Annotated in this window: 14 protein-coding genes; 7 read left to right on the forward strand and 7 right to left on the reverse strand. The window is 67.2% G+C overall.

What is annotated here, in order from left to right:
• Positions 1-590 precede the first annotated feature (590 nt).
• Both NY1_RS14835 and NY1_RS14840 read right to left on the reverse strand, forming a co-directional pair.
• Positions 591-962: a hypothetical protein gene (locus NY1_RS14835; protein WP_157762246.1), complete on the reverse strand. Its 372-nt coding sequence runs from the start codon at positions 960-962 to the stop codon at positions 591-593.
• 127 nt (positions 963-1,089) lie between these two features.
• Positions 1,090-1,542 carry a winged helix-turn-helix transcriptional regulator gene (locus NY1_RS14840; protein WP_067712675.1) on the reverse strand — a complete coding sequence of 151 codons (453 nt, stop codon included), beginning with the start codon at positions 1,540-1,542 and terminating at the stop codon, positions 1,090-1,092.
• An 88-nt stretch (positions 1,543-1,630) separates the two neighbouring features.
• On the opposite strand from NY1_RS14840, the gene NY1_RS14845 reads away from it, so the two are divergent.
• Complete coding sequence (locus NY1_RS14845) at positions 1,631-2,848, forward strand: MFS transporter (RefSeq protein WP_084535030.1); 1,218 nt, start codon at positions 1,631-1,633, stop codon at positions 2,846-2,848.
• Between the two features lie 5 nt (positions 2,849-2,853).
• Here the strand turns inward: NY1_RS14845 and NY1_RS14850 are convergent, their stop codons facing one another.
• Complete coding sequence (locus NY1_RS14850; protein WP_218028358.1) at positions 2,854-3,462, reverse strand: hypothetical protein; 609 nt, start codon at positions 3,460-3,462, stop codon at positions 2,854-2,856.
• Between the two features lie 15 nt (positions 3,463-3,477).
• Between NY1_RS14850 and NY1_RS14855 the strand changes: the two genes are divergently transcribed.
• Positions 3,478-3,912, forward strand: a complete 435-nt coding sequence (locus tag NY1_RS14855; protein WP_067712680.1) for a nuclear transport factor 2 family protein — start codon at positions 3,478-3,480, stop codon at positions 3,910-3,912.
• A 97-nt stretch (positions 3,913-4,009) separates the two neighbouring features.
• A complete protein-coding gene (locus NY1_RS14860; RefSeq protein WP_067712683.1) occupies positions 4,010-5,203 on the forward strand; it encodes an alcohol dehydrogenase catalytic domain-containing protein in 1,194 nt (397 codons plus the stop codon).
• A gap of 10 nt (positions 5,204-5,213) precedes the next feature.
• Here NY1_RS14860 and NY1_RS14865 read toward each other — a convergent pair whose 3' ends face one another.
• Complete coding sequence (locus tag NY1_RS14865) at positions 5,214-6,548, reverse strand: amidase family protein (protein WP_084534981.1); 1,335 nt, start codon at positions 6,546-6,548, stop codon at positions 5,214-5,216.
• Positions 6,549-6,668: 120 nt separating this feature from the next.
• On the opposite strand from NY1_RS14865, the gene NY1_RS14870 reads away from it, so the two are divergent.
• Genes NY1_RS14870 through NY1_RS14880 form a run of 3 tightly spaced genes read left to right on the forward strand, consistent with a single transcriptional unit; the run spans position 6,669 to position 9,285 of the window.
• Positions 6,669-7,298 (forward strand): DUF1989 domain-containing protein, encoded by a 630-nt coding sequence (locus NY1_RS14870; RefSeq protein WP_067712688.1) that lies wholly within the window; start codon positions 6,669-6,671, stop codon positions 7,296-7,298.
• Positions 7,298-8,419, forward strand: a complete 1,122-nt coding sequence (locus tag NY1_RS14875) for an oxidoreductase (protein ID WP_067712691.1) — start codon at positions 7,298-7,300, stop codon at positions 8,417-8,419. The genes NY1_RS14870 and NY1_RS14875 overlap by 1 nt, the downstream gene beginning before the upstream one ends.
• Positions 8,416-9,285 (forward strand): polysaccharide deacetylase family protein, encoded by an 870-nt coding sequence (locus tag NY1_RS14880; protein WP_067712694.1) that lies wholly within the window; start codon positions 8,416-8,418, stop codon positions 9,283-9,285. The genes NY1_RS14875 and NY1_RS14880 overlap by 4 nt, the downstream gene beginning before the upstream one ends.
• Positions 9,286-9,331: 46 nt before the next feature.
• On the opposite strand, the gene NY1_RS14885 is transcribed toward NY1_RS14880, so the two are convergent.
• Positions 9,332-10,885: a helix-turn-helix domain-containing protein gene (locus NY1_RS14885; RefSeq protein ID WP_067712697.1), complete on the reverse strand. Its 1,554-nt coding sequence runs from the start codon at positions 10,883-10,885 to the stop codon at positions 9,332-9,334.
• 107 nt (positions 10,886-10,992) lie between these two features.
• Between NY1_RS14885 and NY1_RS14890 the strand changes: the two genes are divergently transcribed.
• Positions 10,993-12,450, forward strand: a complete 1,458-nt coding sequence (locus NY1_RS14890; RefSeq protein WP_067712700.1) for a cytosine permease — start codon at positions 10,993-10,995, stop codon at positions 12,448-12,450.
• Positions 12,451-12,476: 26 nt separating this feature from the next.
• Here the strand turns inward: NY1_RS14890 and NY1_RS14895 are convergent, their stop codons facing one another.
• Complete coding sequence (locus tag NY1_RS14895) at positions 12,477-13,664, reverse strand: ROK family protein (RefSeq protein WP_084534982.1); 1,188 nt, start codon at positions 13,662-13,664, stop codon at positions 12,477-12,479.
• Positions 13,661-14,854 (reverse strand): xylose isomerase, encoded by a 1,194-nt coding sequence (xylA, locus tag NY1_RS14900; protein WP_233434337.1) that lies wholly within the window; start codon positions 14,852-14,854, stop codon positions 13,661-13,663. The genes NY1_RS14895 and xylA overlap by 4 nt, the downstream gene beginning before the upstream one ends.
• Positions 14,855-14,902: the final 48 nt, after the last annotated feature.

The raw sequence follows: 14,902 nt of genomic DNA on the forward strand, positions 1-14,902 counted from the left end.
GGGAAGATCGTGAACTACTCCGCACGAAACCCCATCCGCGCGCACAGCGCGGGCGGGGATTCGTCAGTCCCGACAACCCGGCCCGGCGATCCGCATCAGATCCAGATACCGCCGCCGCGTGAACTCCCACTCGCAACTCTCGAAACGCTCGATCGACATATCGCCGCTCCATCGTCCTCGACGGCCCCGCCGGGCCGCAGCACACGAATCAGTTTCTGATTCCGCCGTCCTGCCCCACGTGCACCAGTCGGTCTCGAAACTCCACGCTCAACGGACCATTCCCGCTAAAAAATAAAGCTCCTGCCTCGCCGAAACGACGGTTACGTTCGCGATGAACACAATCCGGGCATTGAGGATCTGCAGGCCGACCGCGGTATCCCGGTGCTCGGCGTATGCTTCGCGCAGCGTTGACCCACGCAGCCCTCACCGGCCCGGCGTCTCCATTGCGCACCGCGACCGACAGGTGTGCTCCGACCCGATCCACGACCCGTTTGCTGACGTTCGACGGCGATGTGGTGCAGGGCGAAACCTACTGCACCTCTTCGCACGTCTACGTCACCGACGACGGGCCCCGGGTGTTCGCCACGGTGTCAGCGAATTCGCGATTCGCATTCCATGAAGTCGGTGCCCGCTTGGAAGCAGTCGTAGAGCCCGCTCTGGATATCGCCGCTGGTCGGCGGTTCCCCGCACAGGATTCCGCAACGGCGATAGTTCGGGACGTTACTGCCGTCGGGCCAGCGGCAACTGTTGGCGTCGCAGGTGTAGCCGCGAGCGTTCGGATCGTGAGCCATGCCGGTGCGGCTGTAGGACCACACGAACGCGTCGGTGCGTTGCACCTGAACGCAATACGCCGTGCGGCCGTTCGCCAGGTGTCCGGTCGACCCGTGGTCCTGACAGTAGGCATTCAATTCGACGGTGGGGCTTTGCGCTGTCGCCGTTGCCGGCGCGAGGAGCAGCACCACTCCCGCCAACCCTGTCAGCAGGCGATATACGATCCCGTACCGAGTGTTCCGAAGCATCTCGTCCCCCCTTTGAACGCAGCCTACTCGCCGAGCACCGTTCACATCTCGGATCAGTTCGGGCGCGAAATCATCGGATTTTCCGTACGGATGTCGTATCCGGGTTCGCCGGGCCGCCGGTCGAGGTCACCGGGTGCAGTTCGGGAATCGGGCGGCCGCGCTCGTCGACGAGCACCGAATGCTCCTCGGCCCGCGCGAACGCATGCCGCTCGCCCCACTGACGCAGAGCGAGGACGACGGTGAACAGGTCCCGGCCGGCGGGAGTGAGCGTGTAGATCTGCCGCTTGCCCGACGGTGCGGTGGTGCGTTCGAGGATGCCGTGGTGGACCAATCGCCGGAGCCGGTCGGTGAGGATATTGCGCGCGATTCCGGTGGACTGCTGGAAGTCTCCGAACGCGCGCGCGCCGTCCATGGCATCGCGAACGATCAGCAGGCTCCAGCGATCGCCGACCATGTCCAGGGTGCGCGCGACCGGGCAGTTCGGGTCGGTCCAGTCGCCGTCGGCGGTAACCGGTTCGGTCATCACATCCTCCAGAACGGTTGCTGATTGAAACTATTCTGACGTACGGTCAGAACAGTTGCAAACTGCTACTGATTGGATTGCTGTGCTCATGTCTCTCGGTCAGCGCCTGCTGTTCGCCGCGATCTGCGCGGTGTCCGTCGCGACCATCTATTCCGCCCAGCCGATCCTGACGCTGATCGGCGACGACCTGGGTATGGCGGGGGGCGATTTGGGATGGATCGTCACGGCGGGGCAGCTCGGCTATCTGGCCGGGCTGATCCTGCTCGTGCCGCTCGGTGACATGATCGACCGGCGCAAGCTCATCATCGGGCACCTGCTGCTCACCGCCCTCGGCGTCGCGGTCGCGGCAACCGCTGCCCGAACGTGGTTGCTGCTCACCGCAATTGCCGTCGCCGGCCTGTTCGCGGTCGTCGTCCAGACAACGGTCGCCTACGCCGCGGCCACCGCCGCGCCGCGCGAGCGTGGCCGCACCCTCGGCGTGGTCACCTCCGGAGTCGTCATCGGCATTCTCGGCGCCCGAGTCGCCTCCGGCGCACTGGCCGCAGCCTGGGGCTGGCGCAGCGTCTACGCCGCGCTCGCTTTGCTTCTCGTCGTTCTCGCATTGCTCGTCTCGAAGTTCCTACCGGCAGACACTCGCATCGAGCGCCCCCGATACCGGCAGGTGCTGACCGCGTCGCGCTCCCTGCTGCGTGAGCGACTCTTCCTCTCGCGCAGCCTGATCGCCTTCTTCTTGTTCGCGTCCTTCAGCGCACTCTGGAGCGGCCTGGCACTACCGCTGCAAGCCGCACCGTGGCAGCTCAGCACCGCCCAGATCGGCTTGTTCGGGATCGCCGGTCTGGCGGGCGCACTCGGCGCGGGACGAGCCGGACGGTGGGCGGACAACGGTTTCGCGAACACGGTCACCGGAGCGGCGCTCGCACTCCTGACCGTCTCGTGGCTGGCGACAGCACAAGCATCATGGTCACTGTGGCTGGTGGTCGCCGGCGTGATCGTCCTGGATTTCGCGGTGCAGGCCGCGCACGTCAGCAACCAGCACCTACTCACGCTGCATCATCCGGACCGGACCAGCACCGTCATCGGCAGTTACATGCTCTTCTACTCAGCCGGCTCGGCCCTCGGCGCGGTCACCACCACCGCCGTGTACACCCGCGCGGGATGGACCGGGTGCAGCATTCTCGGCGCCGCGTTCGCGATCGGTGCGCTGACGGTCTGGGTAACCAACCGCCCACCACGATCGACCGAAACGGCACCAGCGACTGCGCCAATGCCAGAATCCACCGCCGCGGGTCACTCGGCGATCCGGTGAGCCGTTCAGCGGCACCAGGATTCGACGGTCGTGGCGAAATCGGGGAACTCCGCGCGGGCGGCGGACAGGATCTCAGCGGGTGTCCGGACGGGGATGCCTGAATGGGCTTCGGCGATGGCGCGCAATTCTTTCTGGGGTATGCCGGTGTCGGAACCGTATTCGACCGCCTCCATCGGGCCGACGCCGGCGGCGAGCAGCCAGAGGAAATCGGCGAGGGTGCTCGCGACCGGGCCGACCTGGCCCTCGGACCCGAAGAACATCACCGGCTGTTCGGTCAGTGGGCGGCCGGCCCGGATCAGCCAGAGGGCGACCAGGCCGCCGGTTCCGTCTTGCGCGAACACCCGGAACTCATCGCCGTCGAGGTCTTGGTTGCCGGTCCAGGCCCGCAGCCACTCGGTGGTGTCGGCGGCCGAGTCGAAGTCGTCGTAGGGTTCGTAGTCGATCGATCCGGAGGATTCGTCGTAGGGGAACTCGACCGTGGACAGTGCGGTGAGTGCGGGTGGGAAGGTTCGGTCCGGCGGGTTCAGCACGCATCCACCGTATCGGCTCGCCCGGCAGGCGGGACCGACGGTGTTGTCCGCGAACGGATTCGGCGTATTCTCTCGGTTCCCCATCGAGGAGGCTGATCCATGGACAACGTCCCCACTCGCCTCGCGCTGCGCGAGCTGGTGGAACGCTATGCCGCCTACGCCGACCGGCGGCGCGATACCGCTCTCGCCGGGCTGTTCACCGAGGACGGTGCGCTCGTGGTCGAGTGGGGGCCGGAGAAGCCCCGCACCGATGTCCGTGGCCGTGCGAACATCGCCGCGGCCATGCGGCCTTTGGATCGTTACCGGGCTACCCGCCACGTCGTCGACAATCAACTGCTGACGTTCGACGGCGACGTGGTGCAGGGCGAAACCTATTGCACCGCTTCGCACGTCTACGACACCGGCGACGGTTCCCGGGTGTTCGTCATGCAGATCCGCTACCAGGACATCTTCGTGCGCGACGGCGGCGACTGGTTGTTCCGGGAACGCCGGCTGCTCCTGGACTGGACCGAGGATCGTCCGCTGGACTCCTGAGGCGAGGCGCCGGCGCCATGGTCGGCCGGGTGACGCATAACCCGATCGGCGCCGGGTAGGCGATCGAACGAATCGCCCACTCGATCGAGGAGAACCTATGAAAGCCGTGACATGGCAGGGCCATCGCAAGGTCTCGGTCGAATCCGTGCCCGATCCGCGGATCGAGGAACCGACCGATGCGGTCATCAAGGTGACCTCGACGGGGATCTGCGGGTCCGACCTGCACCTGTACGAGGTGCTCGGCGCGTACATGAGTTCCGGGGACGTGCTCGGGCACGAGTCGATCGGCGTCGTGGAGGAAGTCGGTTCCGCGGTCTCGGAGTTGGTTCCCGGGGATCGGGTCGTGATTCCGTTCCAGATCAGCTGCGGTCACTGCTTCATGTGCGATCAAGGGCTGACCACCCAGTGCGAGACGACGCAGGTCCGTGAATACGGCAGTGGCGCGGCCTTGTTCGGCTACTCGAAGCTCTACGGGCAGATCCCGGGAGGACAGGCCGAATATCTGCGGGTGCCCCGTGCCGACGCCACCCACGTGAGCGTTCCGCACGGCCCGGACGATGCCCGCTACCTGTACCTGTCCGATGTCCTGCCCACCGCCTGGCAAGCGGTCGAATACGCCGCGGTGCCCGACGGCGGCTCGGTCACGGTGCTGGGACTGGGGCCGATCGGCGATATGGCCTGCCGGATCGCGGCATATCGCGGCTACCGGGTGATCGGCGTCGATCGCGTGCCCGAACGACTCGTCCGAGTCGCGGCCCGCGGCATCGAATGCATCGACCTCACGACCCTCGACCGGCCCCTCGGCGCGATCATCCGGGATGTCACCGGCGGGCGGGGCACCGACTCGGTGATCGACGCGGTCGGCATGGAAGCGCACGGATCCCCGCTGGCCGCGCTGGCACAGCGGTCGTCGTCGCTGCTGCCGAGCGCGGTGGCACGGAAGGTCAACGACACCGTCGGCATCGACCGGCTCACCGCGTTCGACACCGCGATCGACGTGGTGCGCCGCGGCGGCACGATCTCGCTGGTGGGCGTATACGGCGGCATGGTCGATCCCGTGCCGATGCGGATCCTGTTCGACAAGCAGATCCAGCTGCGGATGGGACAAGCCAATGTCAAACGCTGGATCGGCGACCTGCTGCCACTGCTCGGCGACGACGACCCGCTCGGCGTGGAAAGCTTCGCCACCCATCGACTTCCGCTGGCTTCGGCACCGGACGCCTACCGCATGTTCCAGCAGAAGACCGACGGCGCGGTGAAGATCGTGCTGGACCCCACGACGGAACCGTGACCCCTGGGCCTCACGAAATCGGTGCCGGGTTCACAGCCTCTAGGATGCCACCCACCCAACTGGCTTGCGCGAGTAGGTCGGTGTCGCGTCCGAGTGGCAGCGACAGCAGCAATCCCGATGCCGGGCCGGAGTTCGAGGTTCTGACGGGCAGTGTGATTCCGCAGGTGCCCAGGTAGCTGAGCGCCATGGTGGTGCGCAGTGTCGAGGCGTTCGCGCTGTCGTAGGCGGCCGGGTCGGATAGGTCGGACAGGCGTGGTGGCGCGTGGCGGACGGTGGGACACAGGAGGGTCGCGCCATCGAGTTCGGCGGTGAACGCGTTTCTCAGGGTGGGCATTGCGGTGTAGAGGGCGGGGATGGAATCGGCTGTGTGCGTGTTGCTTTCGAGTCGGCGGCGGGTCGCCGGATCGATCGGCAGGCTGGAGTCGAGGCGGTGGTGATGCAGGGCGTAGGCTTCGGCGCCGACGATGGTGCCGTGGTCGTCCATGAGCTTCTGCGCGGTTCGGAGTGAGTCGAGGTCGCGGAGTTCGATATCGGCTCCGGCGCAACGCATTTCGATGACCGCGGCGTTGAAGTCGGCGGCTACCACGGGATCGAGATCTTCGGACCATTCGCCGCCGGGTATCACGAATCGACTGGAATGAGTGGCCGCGGCGGCCCGAGTGGACGCGAGGACGCGGTCCAGTTCGCGGATATCGTTCACGGTGGTGGCGAAGATGCCGATGCTGTCGAGTGTCGGTGAGAGCGGTGCGAAGTCGGGCACACCGTAACGGCCGGGGCTGGCACGGAACCCGATGATTCCGCAGAAGGCGGCGGGCACGCGCACCGATCCCGACGTGTCGGTGCCGACCGCCAGCGGGACGATGCCGCGGGCCACCGCGACCGCCGAGCCGGAGGAGGAGCCGCCGGGAACCAGTTCGGGGTCGGCAGGATTGGCTGGAGTGCCGAAGCACAGGTTGATTCCGAGCCCGGAGAAAGCGAATTCGCTCAGATTGGTCTTGCCGAGGGTAACCAGACCGCTGTCGTGGGCGCGCCGGACCAAGCGGCTGTCCACGGCGGCGGGCTGGTCGTGCAGATGGCTGGCCGAACCCTTGGTCGTCACCGTGCCCTGTAGGTCGAAGAGGTCTTTCCACACGATCGGCACACCGTCGAGCAGCCCGCGCCGAGCCCCGCGCAGACGTCGGCGGTCGGCGGCATCGGCCTGCCAGCGGGCGCGCTCGGCGGTGACGGTGATCAGCACCGCGGCCGAATCCGGTTGCCGCGCCCGCTCGATGGCGCGGCCGGCCAGCTCGGTCGCGGTCGTCTCGCCCGCCGCGAGCGCCGAGGCCATAGCGGAAGCGGTAGTCATGGAACAGGACGCTACCGAGGGCTATTCCCAGTCCGACATGTCGAAACATCTACCGAAATAGCCGAATGCTGTGTGTTCATCCATTCCCTGGCGTGCGGGGCATTCGGTTGACTGGTAGCCATGACAACGTTGAGCTACTCGGAGCCGGTCACCGTACCGGCCGGGCGAGCCCGATTGACGGCCGTGCGGGCCGGGGAGTACTTACGGATCACCGACATCGAGGGCGGCCAGGTGGGTGATGTATTCGCCTACAACGCACACGATCTCACCGAATACCACAGCGCCGCACACACCCGCACGCACACCGCGCGGCTGTTTCCCGCACTCGGCGAGGCGTTCGTGACCAACCGGCGCCGGCCGATCCTGACCTACGCCGCCGACACTTCTCCGGGCCTGCACGACATGCTGATCGCGGCCTGCGATCCGGAACGCTATGCGGCCTACGGCGATCCGCATCACGCCAGCTGCGCGGACAACCTGCACCGGATCATGATCGAGCGCGGATACGCTCCGCCCGCGTTCATACCGCAGCCGATCAACGTCTTCATGCGCATTCCGGTCGCGGCCGACGGGACCCTGACCTGGCTGGAAGCCCCCACCGTGCCCGGCGACGCCATCACCTTCCGCGCAGAAATGGATTGCCTGATCGTGGTTTCGGCCTGCCCGCAAGACCATAACCCCATCAACGGGGCCAAGCCCACGCCATTGCAACTCACCGTCCTGCCCGAGTCCCCCGAGGAGAACAGCTGATGACCACCACCGAACTCACCCACCCCGCGCTCGCCCCGGCCGGCCTGGGCGCGCTGGCGCTGCGCAACCGTTTCGCGGTCGCGCCCATGACCCGGGTCTCGGCCACCCCCGACGGCACCCCGACCGCGCAGATGGCCGAGTACTACCGCGGCTATGCCACCGGCGGATTCGGTCTGATCATCAGCGAGGGCATTCATCCCGATGCCACGCACAGTCAGGGCTATTTCAACCAGCCCGGCCTGGTCACCGACGAGCACGTCGCCGGATGGCGCACGATCGTCGACGCCGTCCATGCGGCTGACACTCCGATCATCGCCCAGCTCATGCACGCCGGAGCCATCTCTCAGGGCAACGCGCGCGGATTCGAGACCATCGGCCCGTCCGCCGTGCGCCCGCGCGGGGAAATGATGGTCGACTACGGCGGCGTCGGCGGCGCTTGGAACGCGCCCCGGGAAATGACCACTCGCGATATCGACGATGTGATCGCGGGATTCGTCGCCGCGGCCCGGAACGCCCGCGCGGCCGGATTCGACGGCGTTGAAATCCACGGCGCCAACGGCTATCTGCTCGATCAGTTCCTCACCGACTACACCAATCAGCGCACCGACGAGTACGGCGGATCGGTGGAGAACCGTATCCGCCTCACCGCGCGGGTGCTGCACGCCATCCGCGAGGCCGTCGGCGACTATCCCGTCGGTGTCCGGCTGTCGCAGACCAAGGTCAACGATTTCGTCTACCGCTGGCCCGGTGGCGAGGCGGACGCGCGAATCATCTTCGCGGCCTTGACCGAAGCGACCTACCTGCACATCGCCAGCGAAGGCCGCAATTTCCTCGAGACGGCCGCCTTGCCCAGCGGTACGACCATCACCAAGCTGGCGCGCGAGGTCTCCGGCCGCCCGGTCATCGCCAATGGCGGCATGCATCAGCTGTCGCAGGCCGCCGACGTGCTGACCGGGGAGCACGCCGACATCCTGTCGCTGGGCACCGGCGCACTCGCCAATCCGGACCTGCCCCGCAAGGTCGCGGCCGGGACCGAACTGGCGGCATTCGATCATGAGATGCTGCACCCCATGGCAAACCTGGACTGCGCCGCCGCCTGGCGCGAACGCAGCGGCAAATGAGCGCACCGACCTGGACTCGCGGCGCGGCGGCGGTGGCGACGCTGACCTTCGACGTGGACGCCGAGACGCCGATCCTCGCCGAAGGACGGCATTACGCCGACCAGCCGATGGTGATGTCGCATCAGGCGTACGGGCCGGAGGTGGGGGTGCCGCGCATTCTCGATCTGCTCGACGAAATGAGTGTCCCCGCAACGTTCTTCGTGCCGGGCTGGGTCGCCGAACACCGCCCGGGCCTGGCCGCGTCGATCGTGGAACGCGGGCACGAGGTGGCGCACCACTCCTACAGCCACCGCCCGCCCACCACGCTGTCGGCCGCCGAGGAACGCGCCGACTTCGAACGTGCCCTCGACGTCTTCACCAAGCAGGACATCGAGATCAGCGGATATCGCGCGGCCATGTGGAGCGCCAGCCATCAAACGCTGTCCCTGCTCACCGAATTCGGCCTGGTCTACGATTCCTCGCTGATGGGCGACGACCGGCCCTACCACGTGGACACCCCGCACGGTCCGGTCGTGGAACTGCCCGTGCACTGGTCGCTCGACGACTGGGAGCAGTACGCCTACCTGCCCGAACCCCGGATCGGGTCGGTCATCGAGTCCCCGGTCAAGGTCGAGCAGATGTGGCGGGCCGAACTCGACGGCATGCGCCACTACGGATGCCTGTTCAACGTGTGCATGCACCCGTTTCTCACTGGGCGCCCGGGTCGAATGCTGGCGCTGCGCAACCTGATCGCCTATGCCCAGGAATGTGGCGACGTCACCTTCGCACGGTGCCGGGAGGTAGCGGCTTGGGCGCGCGAGGACGCCGGCACGCCGAACCGTCCCCTGCCGACCTACGACGTGGATGCCGCGGTCTATCCGCACTGAGAAATATGACGAGAGCTCCGCACCGGCGACGATGCGGAGCTCTCGGTCAATCCGCCACCAGCGCCAGATACAGGTCGATGGTGTCCTCGAGCCGCCCGACGTTGCGGCCGGTCAGTTCGGCGATGCGGGACATGCGATTACGCAGCGTATTGACGTGCACGTGCAGGGCCGCGGCAGTGACCGCCCATTGGCCGTCGTGAGCCAGGAAGGTCCGCAGGGTGTGTTCCAGATCGGTGTGAGCCCGCGCGTCGTGCTCGCGGACCGTGCCCAGCACCTGGTCCGAGAAGCGTTGCCGCACTTGGTCGTCGAGCAGGCCCAGCAGCATGCGGAAGGTGGCGATATCGGCGAAGGTCGCCACGTCGGGGGTGCGCTGCGCGCGTAGCACCTGACAGACCTCGCGGGCGCGAACCAGCGAATCACGCAGTCCCGCTGCCGAGGCGATGTCGCCGATGCCGATCACGACCCGCTCGGCGGCCGTGCGCCTGCCGGTTTCCGCCGACAGGTCGCGAGCGAAGCGGGTCAGGTCCTCGGCCGAACGTTCCCACAGGCAGACCGACACCACATCCCGGCTGCCCGCCGCAGTGAACGCCGGAATGCCGTGCGCGGCGAAGAACGCGCCGACGGCGTGCGCGATATCGTCGGGCTGCGCCTGCGCGCCCGAGCCCGACTCCGGCGCCGACACCAGCACCCCCAAGGGCCGATCCGGCGGCACACCATAGGCGCGCAAACGCCGCACCACTTCCCCGCTGCTGCGCGGGCCGGACAGGATCATCTCCAGCAATTCGGCGGCGAAACGCGCTTCGATCGCATGCACCGCCTGCTGTTTGGTGACTTCCAAACTCAGGAATTTCGCCGCCTGCGCGAGCGCTTCCCGGTCGGCGACGGCCAGCGTCGCGGCGGGCTCGAGGCAGTACAGGCCGGCGTCGATCTCCCCCATCGCACCTTCCACCAGATACAGCGCCGCCGGGCCATTGCCGAGAAGATCTACTTCCAGGGGCGGCGGGGTGCGATTGAGCGCGGCCGCAGCCAAACGCACCTGCTCATCGGTCGGCTCGCAGCCGATCGAGGCCAGCCGACGGCCCTTGCGGTCGACCACCAGCAGCGGCAATTCCGTTTCACCACGCAGGATTTCGAGCACACCCGCCGCGCCGCTGCCTCGCGAGAGCGCCGTGGCCAGCGCGTCACCACGCTGCACCGTCGCGGTCAGCTCGGCCTGCAGCACCTCGTTCTGGATCCGCGCGGCAGCCCGGGTGAGCGCCGCGAACGGCACGCCGATACACAATTCGACCAGCGGCAGCCCGTGTGAAAGACACAGTGCCACCAGCTCTTCGGGCAGGGCGGGAGTTTGCGCCGTGAGCCCGAATACCAGTCCGGCCGCACCCGCGCGGGCCACCGCGGCCACGAAGCGATCGGACGAGACCTGCGATTGCCACAGGCCATTGGTCAGCACCAGTTCGCCCGTGCGCACATACGGCGATGGATCGGCGAGCTCGGTGGTGTGCAGCCAATGGATCTCCGCGTCCAGCGCCTCGACGAGTTCGGGGGTCACCACGCGCAGCCCGAGAGCGGGATCCGCCACCAATCGGCAGATGGTCAACATCTAGCCGAATGTACAGCGACAGCCCGCCATTGGTGGATGAATACCCATCCCACTCTCGGCATTTCCGCTGCTTTTATGAGGTACCTCACTACGAATGGAGCGCGGCTATGTCCACTTCTCACCCGCCCGGCACCGCCGAAGTCACCACCCCGGCCGAGACCGGTGTCCGCTTCGACGAACACGGTGTGCTGCCCATCCCCGACCAGGAACGCGATTGCTCGCCCTGGGAACTGTTCTGGATCTGGTGCGGCGCCAATATCGCCCCGATCAACTGGGTACTGGGCGCGCTCGGCATCACCCTCGGGCTCAGCCTGCTCGAGACCCTGCTCGTCGTCGTGATCGGAAACCTGTTCGGCTGCGCGATCTTCGGCCTGTTCAACGTGATCGGCCACCGCACCGCCGTCAATCAGATGGTGCTGGGCCGCTCGGCCTTCGGCATCAGGGGCGCGGCACTACCCGCCCTGGTGCAAGGGCTGCTCACCATGGCCTGGGTGGGCGTGAACACCTGGGTGGTGCTCGACCTAGTACTGGCCGTCCTCGACCAACTCGGCATCCATGGCGGACTGGGCCTGAAAATCCTGGTGGCGGTAGTCATCATGGGGGTGCAGCTTGGTCTCGCACTGTACGGCTTCTACGCGATCCGCGCGTTCGAGAAGTACTCCGTGCCGCTGACCATCGCCGTCATGCTGGTGATGACCGTGGTGGCTCTGGCGCGCACCCACCTGGACTGGTCAACCGCCACCGCCGACACGCCCGCCGAAAAGCTCACCGCCGCTACCCAGCTCGTCACCGCCATCGGCATCGGCTGGGGCCTGACCTGGATCCCGTACGCCGCCGACTACAGCCGCTTCGCCCGCCCGCAGCTGCGCTCCCGCACCGTGTTCTGGGCCTCCGCGGCCGGCATGTACGTGCCCACGGTGTGGCTGGCCGCGCTGGGCGCCTGCCTGGCCAGCGCGGGCGGCAGCGCGGACCCCTCCGCGCTGGTCGTCGGAACCTTCGGCGCGCTGGCGATCCCGGTACTGCTGCTGATCATGCACGGCCCGATCGCCACCAACATCCTCAACCTCTACTCGTGCTCGCTCGCGGCCCTGACCATCGGAATCCGGGTGGCGCGCTGGAAGATCACCCTCTTCGCCGGTGTGATCGCCGCGCTGGTCCTCGCCATCTTCATCAACTCCGACAGCTTCGCCCACGCCTTCGACAATTGGATGGTCTCCATCCTCATGTGGATCAGCCCCTGGATGGCCATCCTGCTGGTCGACTACTTCCTGATCCGCCGCCGCACCCTGTCCATCCCCGACCTCTACCGCGACCCCACCGCATCCGCCTACGCCCGCTACAACATCCCCGGCCTGCTCAGCCTGGCCGCCGGGCTGATCGCCAGCTGGAGCTGGCAATACGGCCTGGTCCCCGCCATGCAAGGCCCCCTCGCCCGAATCCTCGGCAACACCGACTTCTCCTGGCTCTCAGGCAGCCTCGTCGCCGGCGGCCTCTACGCCCTGCTGATGGCCGCCACGCGCAACCGGGCCGATCGCGCCGGTCAGCGATCGCAGCGGACCGAATAATCGAATCAAATGAGTAGTGCTGTGAATCAAGGGAATTGGTAACTACCAGCGACGTCGGTGGCCAGCAGGAGTTCGGGTTCGTGGTAGGCACGGCGGGTGATGAGGGCCGCCGCGCCGCGGGCGGCTGCGCTGGGGCCTAGCGGGGATGCGGTGAGTGTGACGGGGCGGCGGGCGGCGGCGAGGACGCCGGTGCCGAGTTCGGCGCGTACGCCGGGGGCTAGGTCGTCGAAGAAGGTTGCGTAGCTGCCGCCGAGTACGACGGTGGCGACATCGCAGATATTGATCAGGGAGGTGAGTGCGGTGCCCAGGGCCGAGCCGGCGCAGTTGACGGCGGATCGGGTGCGGCGGTCGCCCTGGCGCAAGGCGGTGTGCAGGGCTTGGAGTCCGGGGGCGCCGACGGCGGCGAAGATCGCTTGCAGGCCGGCGTATTGCTCGACGCAGCCGTGTCCGCCGCAGGGGCAGGGGCGGCCACCGCGTTCGATGACGACGTGGCCGAGTTCTCCGGCGAAGCCACTGCGACCGCGAAACAGGTTGCCGCCCAGGACGATTCCTGCGCCTATGCCGATATCGCCCGAGACGTAGACGAAGTCGTCACCGGCCGAGCGGTGCGGCCACACGTGGGCTAGTGCGGCGAGATTGGCCTCGTTGTCCATCGGCACGGTGGGCTGGCCGAGTGCGGCGGCCAGGTGCTCGCCGAGCCGAATCCCGGTGAGGCCGGGGATGTTCGGTGCGTGCACGACCGTCTCGTCCTGCACGATGCCGGGCACGGCCAGCCCGACGCCCAGCAATGTCCCATCCGATTCGGTGATGGCGGCGCGGACCAGCGCGGTCAGTCGTTCGATCAGGTCGTCGGCGTCACGATGACGGTTGTCCATTTCGGTGCGCCGCTCGGCCACGGTGGACCCGTCCAGCCGCTGGACGCTGACAGCGAGATGACACACGTTGATTTCCGCGCCGATCGCCACTGGAGCCGTGTCGGAGAATCGCACGGGCCGTGACGGCCGCCCGCGACCGGTGTTGACCACGGGATCCTCGGCCAGGATCCGATGCCGCAGTAGCGGTTCCACCAGACTGGCCACCGTGGCCTTGGTCAGGCCCGTGCGCTGGGCGAGTTCGGCGCGCGAGGCCGGGCCGTCGAGCACGGCGAGCAGCAGCGCCTGCATGTTTCCGCTGCGCACCTGCCGCAGGTGTGCGGGCCCGGTCGGCAGGCTCACCGTGCGCCCAGCAGATGTTCCAGTGCCAGCTGGTTCAACCGGACGAAACCGTATCCACGTTCTCCGGCGCGATCCGGATCGAAATCGGCCGCTTCCGGATCGGCCAGCAACTCCGCGTACCCCTCGCCCGCGGCGAGTGTCGGGGTGCGCAGGTCATCGACTCCGGCCTGCGACAGGGCCTGTCGCACTTCGGGGTCCGCGCGAAACGCGCGGGCGCGGTCCTTCAGCAATAGGTAGGTGCGCATATTCGCGGCTGCCGAATCCCACACGCCCGCAGGGTCTTCGGTCCGGGATGGTTTGTAGTCGAAATGGCGGGGGCCGTCGTAGGCGGGTGTTCCGTCCGGGCCGCCGTTCTCCAGCAGATCGACCAGGCTGAAGGCATTCATCAGGTCGCCGTGCCCGAACACCAGGTCCTGGTCGTATTTGATGCTGCGCTGGCCGTTCAGGTCGATGTGGAACAGTTTGCCCTGCCACAGTGCCTGCGCGATCCCGTGGGCGAAGTTCAAACCCGCCATCTGCTCGTGTCCCACTTCGGGGTTGACGCCCACCAATTCCGGATGGGCCAGGGTGGTGATGAACGCGAGCGCGTGGCCCACGGTCGGCAGCAGGATGTCGCCGCGCGGCTCGTTGGGTTTGGGTTCGATCGCGAACCGCAGGTCGTAGCCGCGATCGACCACGAATTCGGTGAGCAGATCGACGCTTTCGCGGTAGCGGTCCAGTGCCGCGCGCACATCCTTGGCGCTGTCGTATTCCGCGCCTTCGCGACCGCCCCACAGCACATAGGTTCTCGCACCAAGTTCGGCGGCCAGCTCCACATTGTGCAGTACCTTGCGCAGCGCGAACCGGCGCACATCCCGGTCGTTGCTGGTGAATCCGCCATCCTTGAACACCGGGTGGGTGAACAGGTTCGTGGTGACCATCGGCACCACCATCCCGGTGTCGGCCAGCGCCTTGCGCAATCGGTCGATGCGCCGCTGTCGTTCACTGGCGGACGCCCCGAACGGGAACAGATCATCGTCATGGAAGCTGAGGCCGTAGGCCCCGAGTTCGGCCAGCCGATGCACTGCCTCCACAGCGTCCAGCTCGGGCCGGGTGGCCTCCCCGAACGGGTCCCTCCCCCGCCAGCCCACGGTCCACAAACCGAACGAGAACTTGTCCGCAGGAGTCGGCGTCAACATCTGCATCTCCATTTGTTCAGATACTGAACTAAGTCATTTCAGGCTACGCGGGACAGGCAC

Origin of the sequence: Nocardia yamanashiensis NBRC 100130 (genome assembly GCF_001613325.1) — a bacterium.
Lineage (GTDB): Bacteria > Actinomycetota > Actinomycetes > Mycobacteriales > Mycobacteriaceae > Nocardia > Nocardia yamanashiensis.

What these genes read in the sequence shown, in the direction of transcription:
- NY1_RS14840 (WP_067712675.1), bottom strand. Translation starts at nt 1,542, where the DNA reads ATGACCGAACCGGTTACCGCCGACGGCGACTGGACCGACCCGAACTGC.
- NY1_RS14845 (WP_084535030.1), top strand. Translation starts at nt 1,631, where the DNA reads ATGTCTCTCGGTCAGCGCCTGCTGTTCGCCGCGATCTGCGCGGTGTCC.
- NY1_RS14850 (WP_218028358.1), bottom strand. Translation starts at nt 3,462, where the DNA reads ATGGGGAACCGAGAGAATACGCCGAATCCGTTCGCGGACAACACCGTC.
- NY1_RS14855 (WP_067712680.1), top strand. Translation starts at nt 3,478, where the DNA reads ATGGACAACGTCCCCACTCGCCTCGCGCTGCGCGAGCTGGTGGAACGC.
- NY1_RS14860 (WP_067712683.1), top strand. Translation starts at nt 4,010, where the DNA reads ATGAAAGCCGTGACATGGCAGGGCCATCGCAAGGTCTCGGTCGAATCC.
- NY1_RS14865 (WP_084534981.1), bottom strand. Translation starts at nt 6,548, where the DNA reads ATGACTACCGCTTCCGCTATGGCCTCGGCGCTCGCGGCGGGCGAGACG.
- NY1_RS14870 (WP_067712688.1), top strand. Translation starts at nt 6,669, where the DNA reads ATGACAACGTTGAGCTACTCGGAGCCGGTCACCGTACCGGCCGGGCGA.
- NY1_RS14875 (WP_067712691.1), top strand. Translation starts at nt 7,298, where the DNA reads ATGACCACCACCGAACTCACCCACCCCGCGCTCGCCCCGGCCGGCCTG.
- NY1_RS14880 (WP_067712694.1), top strand. Translation starts at nt 8,416, where the DNA reads ATGAGCGCACCGACCTGGACTCGCGGCGCGGCGGCGGTGGCGACGCTG.
- NY1_RS14885 (WP_067712697.1), bottom strand. Translation starts at nt 10,885, where the DNA reads ATGTTGACCATCTGCCGATTGGTGGCGGATCCCGCTCTCGGGCTGCGC.
- NY1_RS14890 (WP_067712700.1), top strand. Translation starts at nt 10,993, where the DNA reads ATGTCCACTTCTCACCCGCCCGGCACCGCCGAAGTCACCACCCCGGCC.
- xylA (WP_233434337.1), bottom strand. Translation starts at nt 14,854, where the DNA reads ATGGAGATGCAGATGTTGACGCCGACTCCTGCGGACAAGTTCTCGTTC.